This window comes from Streptomyces sp. NTH33, from assembly GCF_003236365.1.
In the GTDB taxonomy this organism is placed as follows: Bacteria; Actinomycetota; Actinomycetes; order Streptomycetales; family Streptomycetaceae; genus Streptomyces.
In genome coordinates, this window is record NZ_POTZ01000283.1 from 1 (window position 1) to 9,452 (window position 9,452).

The following is a 9,452-nucleotide window of genomic DNA, read 5'->3' on the forward strand; positions in this document are numbered from 1 at the left end:
CACCACCTCCGACCTGGACGATCTGCTGGCCAGACTCGACCGGCACACCACCGATCACCACGAAGAATCCTCCGCCGAGCCAGCTACATGATCAACCCCCGAAGGACTTCCGGTCCGAACCACTAAGTGGTTGGCTCCGGAAGTCCTTCGGGGGTTGACGCGGCGGTTGGTTTCGTGGCCGAGGTGCGCAGGCGTGCCGACCGCTGGTGGGACGTGATCATTACGTCTTTGAGCAGCCTTACGGCCCTCACTCAGCCCCTCTCCATCATCACCAACCAACGATGACCGCCTAGTGTCCTGCGCCGGTAGTTGATCGTTAGTTGTGGTGTGACTTCTGCTGCTGGTGCGTCTGTTCCTCGTCGAGGCCCGAAGCTGGAGCCGCTGCTGCTGTCCGCTGATGAGCGGGCGGTGTTGGAGCGGTGGACGCGTCGGGCGACATCGGCCCAGGCCCTGGCCCTGCGCGCACGGATTGTGCTGGCGTGCGCGGGGCCGGAGGTGCCGCCGATCGTGGCGGTTGCCCGGGACCTGCGGGTGGCTGCGGACACGGTCCGCAAGTGGCGACGGCGGTTCCTCGCCAGCCGGCTGGACGGGCTCGTCGACGAGCCCCGGCCGGGCCGGCCGCCCACCATCAGCGTGGATCAGGTGGAGGCGGTCGTGGTCGCCACGCTGGAGGAGATCCCGAAGAACGCCACCCACTGGTCGCGCAAATCGATGGCGGAGCACAGTGGCCTGTCGAAGTCCACCGTGGGCCGGATCTGGCGGAAGTTCCAGCTCAAGCCGCATCTGACGGACACGTTCAAGCTGTCGACGGATCCGTTGTTCGTGGAGAAGGTCTACGACGTCGTCGGGCTGTACTTCAACCCGCCCGAGGGCGCGGTGGTGCTCTCGGTGGACGAGAAGTCGCAAATCCAGGCCCTGGACCGGTCCCAGCCGGTCCTGCCGATGATGCCGGGCATGCCCGAGCGGCGGACCCACGACTACGTGCGCAACGGCCTGACCACCTTGTTCGCCGCCTTCGACGTCGCCACCGGCGAGGTCATCAGCGCCCTGCACCGCCGGCACCGGGCGGCGGAGTTCAAGAAGTTCCTCATCAAGATCGACAAGGAGGTCCCCGCGCATCTCCAGATCCACCTGATCTGTGACAACTACGGCACCCACAAGACCCCCGCGATCAAGGCGTGGCTGGCCAAACACCCCCGATTCCAGATGCACTTCACCCCGACCGGCTCCTCCTGGATCAACCAGGTCGAGCGGTGGTTCGGCTTCCTGGCCGACCAGATGATCCGCCGAGGTGCACACAAGAACGTCCAGGCCCTCGAAGCCGACATCCGCGCCTGGGTCAAGGACTGGAACGAAGATCCCAAGCCGTTCGTCTGGACCAAGACAGCCGAGGAAATCCTCGACTCCCTCGCCCGCTTCTGCCGACGGATCTCCGGCGCAGGACACTAGGTGCAACCCTTGGGTTGCACCTAGGCGGTCATCGTGCAACTCTGGGGTTGCATCCGATGGTGACGGTGAAGGAGTCCCTCATGAGCGAGGACCGGATCGAACGCGAAACCCTGATCGCAGCACCCCTGGAGCGGGTCTGGTCACTGGTGGCCCAACCCGGGTTCTGGGTGGCCGACAAGGCGAGCCTGCCCGGCACCGTGGCCAAGGAAGGCGAGTCGATGATGGCGAGGAACGCCGAGCACGGCGACTTCCCGGTGCGCGTGGAGAAGGTCGAGCCGCCCACGTATTTGGCGTACCGCTGGACCAGCGCGTTCCCTGGAGAAGAGCTGCGCGAGGACAACAGCACCCTCGTGGAGTTCACGTTGACCCCGGAAGGCGACCAGACGCGGCTGCGCGTCGTCGAGAGCGGGTTCGCGGCGCTGGCCGGGTCCGAGGAGCTGCGCAGTCAGAATCTGAAGGACCACAGCGAAGGCTGGCCCCTGGAGCTCGACGCGCTCAAGACGCGCGCCGAACAGCCCTCCACGTGACGGAAGAGCGTCCCGGCGCCGCCGAGGTCGTCGACAGCGTCCTCGGTGCGCTGGCCGACCCGACGCGACGCCAACTGCTTGACCTGCTCGCCGCACAGGGCGAGGCCACGGCCACGACGCTCGCCGAACGACTTCCCGTCTCGCGGCAGGCGGTGGTCAAGCACCTCGCCGTCCTGGACGCCGCCGGGCTGGTTTCCGGCGGCCGGGTCGGACGCGAGGTGCGGTATGCAGTGCGGCCCGCGGCGCTGGACACGACGGCACGGTGGATGGCCTCGCTCGCGGCCGACTGGGACCGGCGGTTGGCGAACATCAAACGCGTCGCTGAGGCAGCGGAGCGGGATTCGAGTTCGACGCGCCCCGAATGAAGGAAGCACGCTATGGACACGACAGTACTTCGCAGCGCCTACGAAAGGTTGCTCGATGCGGCGGCCATCCCAGACCTCGGCGACGCGGACGATGGAGGATGGAACGCCGACCAGATATTGGCCCATCTCCTCAGCGTCGACGCCTCGATCGCAGCTGTTGCTCTGGGCGTCGTCGCCGGCTCGCGGCCCACCTTCGACAACCGGATCTCCCTCGACACCTGGAATCTTGACCGGATCATCACCGAGCACGCAGGTCGGGCGGACCTGATTGATCATGTCCGGAGCCAGGCCACGGTTCTGTGCGACATCGCCGATCAGCTCAACGAGGAAGCCGCCTCGGTTCCGGTGCCGTCGCTCCTCCTGTCCAATGACGCACTCGTGCTGGACCAGCCGATTCCGCTGGCAAGCCTCATCGATGGCCTCGCCGAAGACCACGTGCCCGTGCATACGCAACAGCTCCTCGATCTTCGCGTCGCCGTCCCTGGGCATGCCTGAAGGCGGCGCCTGAGTCGAACATCGGGCGCCCGGTCCCCCGTTTCCCCTCGAGGACCGACTGCGTGGACCGGGCCGCTCCGCCGCCGCACGGCGCCCTGCAGGCACATGTCGACGCATATGTCTCGCAGAAATAAGTAGTTCTGCCAGGCCACGACCAGCGGTCGAGAGGTGTCCGTGCCCGTTGCCACCGCATGCCCGATAGCCCTGGCGGCCAGCGAGCGGTACCGGCTGACGAAGATGGCCTGGGGTCACAAGACCGAGTACCGGCTGCGCCTCCGCGCACAAATCGTCCTGCACGCGGCACGTGGGATGGCCAACGCTCGAATCGCGGAGCGGGTCGGTGTGCACGTAGACACCGTGCGCAGGTGGCGGGGCCGCTTCGCTGAGAAGAGGCTGCCCGGCCTAGCGGACCGCAAGCGCACCGGCCGCCCGCCCTCCTTCACCCCACTGCAGACGGCTCAGGTCGCGGCGCTGGCCTGCCAGTTGCCCGCCGAGACCGGCATGCCGCTGTCCCGCTGGCCGTGCCCGGAGCTGGCCCGCGAGGCGGTCGAGCGCGGTATCGCGCCTTTCCTGTCGTCCTCCACCGTGCGCCGCTGGCTGACGCGGGACGCCCTCAAGCCCTGGCAGCACCGCTCCTGGATCTTCATCACCGACTCCGGCTTCCGCGCCAAGGCCGAGCGCGTGCTGGACCTGTACGCCCACACCTGGAACGGCACACCGCTCGCCGCGGACGAGTACGTCATCAGCCCCGACGAGAAGACCTCCATCCAGGCCCGCTGCCGCTGCCACCCCACCCTCGCCCCCGGCCAGGCCCGGGCGATGCGGGTCAACCACACCTACGGACGCGGCGGCGCCCTGGCCTACCTCGCCGCCTACGACGTCCACCGCGCCCGCGTGTTCGGCCGCACCGAAGCGCGCACCGGCATCGACCCGTTCATGAACCTGGTCACCCAGGTGATGAGCAAGGAGCCGTACGCCAGCGCCAAGCGCGTGTTCTGGATCGTCGACAACGGCTCCTCCCACCGTGGCAAGAAGGCCGCCGACCGGCTGGCCGAGGCCCACCCGAACGCGGTCATGGTCCACACCCCGGTGCACGCCTCCTGGTTGAACCAGGTGGAGATCTACTTCTCCGTCGTGCAGCGCAAGGTCGTCTCGCCCAACGACTTCACCGACCTGGCCCAGGTCGGGGACCGGCTCCGAGCTTTCGAAGACCGCTACAACGCCACGGCACAGCCGTTCCAGTGGAGATTCACCACCTCAGGCCTGGACGATCTGCTGGCCAGGCTCGACCGGCACACCACCGATCACCACGAAGGATCCTCCGCCGCACTGGCAGCATGATCAACCCCCGAAGGACTTCCGGAGCCGACCACTAAGTCCGGCCGCTCCGGGACGGGGCGGAAGAAGTGCGGTGCATGCTCTTCGACGACCGGGCCCACCAGAGGTCCGCCGCGCGGATCGGGTGACTTCGGGGCATGTTGGGGGGGCGTGAAGGGCTGCGGCCCGGCCGACCGTCGGGATGAACGGGCAGCCGGGCCGAGCGGGTGCACCAGGGACCGTGGCCTCGAGTGCGGTGGGTCTCAGTCGTCGGTGGCCCGGCCGGGCAGGTCGACGCTGTCGCGGAGGGTGGTCGGGGTGAGGAGCAGTCCGGCGACCACACCGACCGTGGCGATGAGCGCGGAGATCAGGAAGATGCGGCCGGTGGCGTCTCCGTAGGCGGCGCGTACGACCTCCTGGACGGGTGCCGGCAGTGCCTTGATGTTCAGGGTGGAGGTCCCGCCCCCGTCCCCGACCTCGATGCCGAGCCGGGTCAGCCCTTCGGTGATCTTCGTGCTCACGGTGCTGGCGAGGACCGCTCCGAGCACCGAGACGCCGATGGTGCCGCCGAGGGAGCGGAAGAAGGTGATGGCTCCACTGGCCGCGCCGAGTTCGTTGAGCGGGACGGTGTTCTGCAGGACGAGCACCAGGTTCTGCATGGACATACCGACACCGACACCGACCGCGGCCATGCCGACCGACACCGCGACGAGGGGTGTCTCGTGGTCGATCATGGACAGGCCGAGGAAGCCGAGCGCGAGGACGACGGTGCCGGCCACGATGGCGGGCTTGACCTTGCCGGTCCTGGAGACGAGCCGGCCGGCCACTGTGGAGGAGACGAGCACCCCGGCCATCATCGGCATGGTCAGCAGGCCGGCCTCGGTGGGCGAGTAGCCGCGTCCGATCTGGAAGTACTGGCCGAGGAAGACCGCGCCGCCGAACATCGCCATGCCGACGGCCAGGCTCGCGACGATGGCCAGGGCGGGGTCGCGCCGCTTGATCACGTGCAGCGGGATGACCGGCTCGGGGACCCGGGACTCCACCCGCACGGCCGCACCGAGCAGCACGAGGGCGCCGGTCACCATGGCGGCGGTCTGCCAGGACAGCCAGGCGAACGAGTTGTCGACGAACGTCACCCACAGCAGCAGGAGGCTGACGCCGGCCGCGATGAGCGAGGCCCCCCAGTAGTCGACCTTGGTGTCCGGACGCCGGACGTCCTGCAGGTGCAGGGTGCGGGCGAGGGCGATGGACGCGACGACCGTGAAGGGCAGCGCGATGAAGAAGCACCAGCGCCAGCCCAGCCAGGAGACGTCGGTGATCAGCCCGCCGAGCAGCGGGCCGCCGACGGTGGAGACGGCCATGACCCCGCCGAGATAGCCGTTGTAGCGGCCGCGCTCCCTGGGGCTGATCATCGCGGCGATGACGACCTGCACCAGGACCTGCAGCGCGCCCATGCCCAGGCCCTGCACCGCGCGGAAGGCGATGAGCTGGCCGGTGTTCTGCGAGAACCCGGCGCCCAGGGAGCCCACCACGAAGATCGCGATCGATGTCTGCAGCAGGAGCTTCTTGCTGAAGAGGTCGGCCAGCTTGCCCCAGATGGGCGTCGAGGCGGTGGAGGCCAGCAGTGTCGCGGTGACCACCCAGGTGAACTGCGACTGCGTGCCGTTCAGCGAGCCGATGATCTGCGGCAGCGCGACCGAGACCACGGTCGAACTGAGCATCGCGGCGAACAGCACCGTCAGCAGACCGCTCAGGGCCCGCAGCACGTGCTTGTGGTCCATGGTCGCAGAGCCCTCGGGGCCGGCTGCGACCGTTGTATGCGCACTCACGCGCAAACCTCCGGATGAAGAAGAACGAGGTGAACAGGCCAGGGCCGGCGCAAGGACGGCGCGACGGAAGGCGCCGTCGACGCGGTCCGGACGGGCGACCGGGAACGCCGACCGACTCAGAATACATGCGCAGTGAGCAAGTTTGCTCACTGCGCAAAACCGTCGCCGTTCTCGTAGGATGGCGGGACCATGGAGAGCACAGTGGGACTACGCGAGCGCAAGAAGGCCGCCACGCGGCGGGCGGTCCACGAGGCGGCCCTGCGTCTGACCGTGGAGCACGGCTTCGACGCGGTCACCGTCGAAGCGGTGGCCGACGCGGCGGGCATCTCACGCCGGACGTTCTCCAACTACTTCGCCACCAAGGAGGACGCCGTCCTGTGGGGCGACGAGTGCTACCTCAACGAACTGGTGGCCGCCTTCCGCGCCCGCCCCGCCGAGGAGACCGCCTGGACCGCCCTGCGCACCGCCGTCCTGGACCGCCTGCCGCAGAGCGGCGCCCAGGAGTGGGAGACCCTCGTACGCACCCGGCTGGCGTTGCGCCATCCCGCGCTTCTGGCCCGTCAGCTCGCCAAGTACGCGGCCCTGGAGGCCGAGCTCACCGAGGCGATCACCGATCGTCGGCACACCTCGGACGCGGACACGGCCCTTGACGCCGGGGTCATGGCGTCGGCCTTCCTCGTGGCCCTGCGGATCACGATGCGCCGCTGGATCGACAGCGATCTGACCCACGACCCGCGGGAGTTGGTGGTCGACACCATGAACCGCATGGCGCGCCCCTTCGTCTGACGCGCCCTGCGGCCGACGGGTCCTCCGTCTCCGAGTTCAGTCCTTGATCTCGCAGATGGGGGCGCCGGAGGTGAGGGAGGCGCCGACCTCGGCGGTGAGGCCCTTGATGGTGCCGCTCTTGTGGGCGTTGAGGGGCTGTTCCATCTTCATGGCCTCCAGGACGACGACCAGGTCGCCCTCGGTGACCTGCTGGCCCTCCTCGACGGCGATCTTGACGATGGTGCCCTGCATGGGGGAGGCGAGGGTGTCGCCGGAGGCGGCGGGGCCGGACTTGCGGGCGGCGCGGCGCTTGGGCCGGGCGCCGGCGGCCAGGCCGGTGCGGGCCAGGGACATGCCCAGGGAGGCGGGCAGGGAGACCTCCAGGCGCTTGCCGCCGACCTCGACGACGACGGTCTCGCGGTTGGTGTCCTCGTCCGTCCCGGCGGGGTCGGCGGGGGCGGCGAAGGGGGCCAGGTCGTTGGCGAACTCGGTCTCGATCCAGCGGGTGTGGACGGTGAACGGCCCGTCCTGGCCGTGCAGTTCGGGGGCGAAGGCGGGGTCGGTGACGACCTTGCGGTGGAAGGGCAGGGCGGTGGCCATGCCCTCGACGGTGAATTCGTTCAGGGCGCGGGCGGCGCGCTGCAGGGCCTGCTCGCGGGTGCGGCCACTCACGATGAGCTTGGCCAGCAGGGAGTCCCAGGCGGGGCCGATGACGGAGCCGGACTCCACGCCGGCGTCCAGGCGCACCCCGGGGCCGGCGGGCGCCTCGAAGCGGGTGACGGTGCCGGGGGCGGGCAGGAAGCCCCGGCCGGGGTCCTCGCCGTTGATGCGGAACTCGAAGGAGTGGCCGCGCAGCGGCGGGTCGTCGTAGCCGAGCGGTTCGCCGTCGGCGATGCGGAACATCTCGCGCACCAGGTCCAGGCCGGCGACCTCCTCGGTGACCGGGTGTTCGACCTGCAGGCGGGTGTTGACCTCAAGGAAGGAGATGGTGCCGTCCTGGCCGACGAGGAACTCCACGGTGCCGGCGCCGACGTAGCCGGCCTCCTTCATGATTGCCTTGGAGGCGCGGTACAGCTCGGCGGTCTGCTCCTTGGTGAGGAAGGGGGCGGGGGCCTCCTCGACCAGTTTTTGGTGGCGGCGCTGCAGGGAGCAGTCGCGGGTGGAGACGACGACCACGTTGCCGTGGGTGTCGGCCAGGCACTGGGTCTCCACGTGGCGGGGGCGGTCGAGGTAGCGCTCGACGAAGCACTCGCCGCGGCCGAAGGCGGCGATGGCCTCGCGCACGGCGGAGTCGTACAGCTCGGGGACCTCGTCCAGGGTGCGGGCGACCTTCAGGCCGCGGCCGCCGCCGCCGAAGGCGGCCTTGATGGCGATGGGCAGGCCGTGCTGCTGGGCGAAGGCGACGACCTCGTCGGCGCCGGAGACCGGGTCGGGGGTGCCGGCGACCAGGGGGGCGCCGGCGCGCTGGGCGATGTGGCGGGCGGCGACCTTGTCGCCCAGGTCGCGGATGGCCTGCGGGGGCGGGCCGATCCAGATCAGGCCGGCGTCCAGGACGGCCTGGGCGAAGTCGGCGTTCTCCGAGAGGAAGCCGTAGCCGGGGTGGACGGCGTCCGCGCCGGACTCCTTGGCGGCCTTCAGGACCTTGTCGATGTCCAGGTAGCTGGTGGCCGGGGTGTCACCGCCCAGGGCGAACGCCTCATCCGCGGCGCGGACATGCAGAGCGTCCCGGTCCGGGTCGGCGTAGACGGCCACGCTCGCGATCCCGGCGTCCCGGCAGGCCCGGGCCACGCGGACAGCGATTTCGCCACGGTTGGCGATGAGCACCTTGCGCACGATTGAGGCTCCCTCCTTGAAACAAGCCGAGTTTAGGGACAGCCGACACGGCACTTCGACCCGTTCCCAATGGTGAGCTTGCCCACACGGAGCGTGATTCGAGGCTCGCTCGACCTGCGAAATCCCTTGTCGCAACGCTGTACGCAGGACTCCTTCGGAAAACCCTAGCCTCCGATGTGGCCAAGGTCTCTGTGAGAGCGTGCTGCGGCCCACCTCGTTTCTTTGTGGAGTCCCTACGAATGGCCCAATGAATCTTTGCCGCGCGCAGAACCCTTGTCCCGTGGTTTACCCGTTAGTAGCGTTCGCGATGTCTTGACAGTACTGGCGGTAACAGGGCTCCCGGTGGAGCGTCAGTCGGAAGTGGGTGGGACCGGTGGTGCGCAGACCGGTGGCGTGGGTGGTGGCGGTCGTGCTCTTCGCGGAGGCGTTCGCGGTGGCAGGGCTGAACTGGTTCCTCGGCGAGCTCGTGCACCGACAGCGGATGTCCTTGGCGGGCCTGGACCCGAACGTGATGTCGACGTCGTCGAAGGCCGGCGGCGTGGTCTTCGGTCTCTACTTCGCCCTGTGCGGCCTGACCGCCCTGCTGGTCGCGGTGCGGGGCCGCCGCCCGGCCGGCCTCGGCCGCGCCCTGCTGATCAGCGCGGCCGTGGTGCACGGGCTGCTGGGCGCGTTCGCCTGGGGGCTGGTGGGCTGGAAGGCGTTCCTGTTCATGGTGGTGGTGCTCGGGCTCATCGTGCTGCTGCTGATGACGTACGACCGGAAGGAGGGGCCGGCCGGTGCGGCGCCGGGCGGCGTGGCGCCGGGCGGTGACGGACTTCGGGGGGACGCCCCGGTGGCCCCGGTGAGTGACGCTCCTCCCGCCCCGCTCACTC

Annotated in this window: 9 protein-coding genes; 7 read left to right on the top strand and 2 right to left on the bottom strand. The window is 69.3% G+C overall.

Going from position 1 to position 9,452, the window contains the following annotated elements; translation table 11 throughout:
- The first annotated feature begins 327 nt into the window (after positions 1–327).
- From C1I97_RS24110 to C1I97_RS24130, 5 genes are all read left to right on the top strand, one after another.
- A complete protein-coding gene (locus tag C1I97_RS24110) occupies positions 328–1,449 on the top strand; it encodes an IS630 family transposase (protein ID WP_181446886.1) in 1,122 nt (373 codons plus the stop codon).
- Positions 1,450–1,529: 80 nt separating this feature from the next.
- On the top strand, positions 1,530–1,976 hold the full coding sequence (locus C1I97_RS24115) for an SRPBCC domain-containing protein (RefSeq protein ID WP_111005275.1): 447 nt from the start codon (positions 1,530–1,532) through the stop codon (positions 1,974–1,976).
- The gene (locus C1I97_RS24120; RefSeq protein WP_111005276.1) at positions 1,973–2,341 is read left to right on the top strand and encodes an ArsR/SmtB family transcription factor; all 369 of its coding nucleotides are present in this window, start codon (positions 1,973–1,975) and stop codon (positions 2,339–2,341) included. Before C1I97_RS24115 ends, C1I97_RS24120 begins: the two co-directional genes overlap by 4 nt.
- Before the next feature lie 12 nt (positions 2,342–2,353).
- On the top strand, positions 2,354–2,836 hold the full coding sequence (locus C1I97_RS24125) for a hypothetical protein (protein WP_111005277.1): 483 nt from the start codon (positions 2,354–2,356) through the stop codon (positions 2,834–2,836).
- A gap of 174 nt (positions 2,837–3,010) precedes the next feature.
- Positions 3,011–4,177 (top strand): IS630 family transposase, encoded by a 1,167-nt coding sequence (locus C1I97_RS24130; RefSeq protein WP_258382718.1) that lies wholly within the window; start codon positions 3,011–3,013, stop codon positions 4,175–4,177.
- Between the two features lie 239 nt (positions 4,178–4,416).
- Here C1I97_RS24130 and C1I97_RS24135 read toward each other — a convergent pair whose 3' ends face one another.
- Positions 4,417–5,934, bottom strand: coding sequence for an MDR family MFS transporter (locus C1I97_RS24135; RefSeq protein WP_111005278.1), 1,518 nt, complete (start codon positions 5,932–5,934; stop codon positions 4,417–4,419).
- 237 nt (positions 5,935–6,171) lie between these two features.
- On the opposite strand from C1I97_RS24135, the gene C1I97_RS24140 reads away from it, so the two are divergent.
- Positions 6,172–6,768 (top strand): TetR family transcriptional regulator, encoded by a 597-nt coding sequence (locus C1I97_RS24140; protein WP_111005279.1) that lies wholly within the window; start codon positions 6,172–6,174, stop codon positions 6,766–6,768.
- A gap of 36 nt (positions 6,769–6,804) precedes the next feature.
- Here the strand turns inward: C1I97_RS24140 and C1I97_RS24145 are convergent, their stop codons facing one another.
- Entirely contained in the window at positions 6,805–8,580 is a 1,776-nt protein-coding gene (locus C1I97_RS24145) for an acetyl/propionyl/methylcrotonyl-CoA carboxylase subunit alpha (protein WP_111005280.1), read from the bottom strand.
- 373 nt (positions 8,581–8,953) lie between these two features.
- Between C1I97_RS24145 and C1I97_RS24150 the strand changes: the two genes are divergently transcribed.
- A partial coding sequence (locus C1I97_RS24150) for a hypothetical protein (protein ID WP_111005281.1) occupies positions 8,954–9,452 on the top strand: 499 nt, incomplete at its 3' end.

Bases quoted from the DNA above. Each gene is read 5' to 3' on its own strand.
- C1I97_RS24140 (WP_111005279.1), top strand. From the start codon at position 6,172: ATGGAGAGCACAGTGGGACTACGCGAGCGCAAGAAGGCCGCCACGCGG.
- C1I97_RS24135 (WP_111005278.1), bottom strand. From the start codon at position 5,934: ATGGACCACAAGCACGTGCTGCGGGCCCTGAGCGGTCTGCTGACGGTG.
- C1I97_RS24125 (WP_111005277.1), top strand. From the start codon at position 2,354: ATGGACACGACAGTACTTCGCAGCGCCTACGAAAGGTTGCTCGATGCG.
- C1I97_RS24115 (WP_111005275.1), top strand. From the start codon at position 1,530: ATGAGCGAGGACCGGATCGAACGCGAAACCCTGATCGCAGCACCCCTG.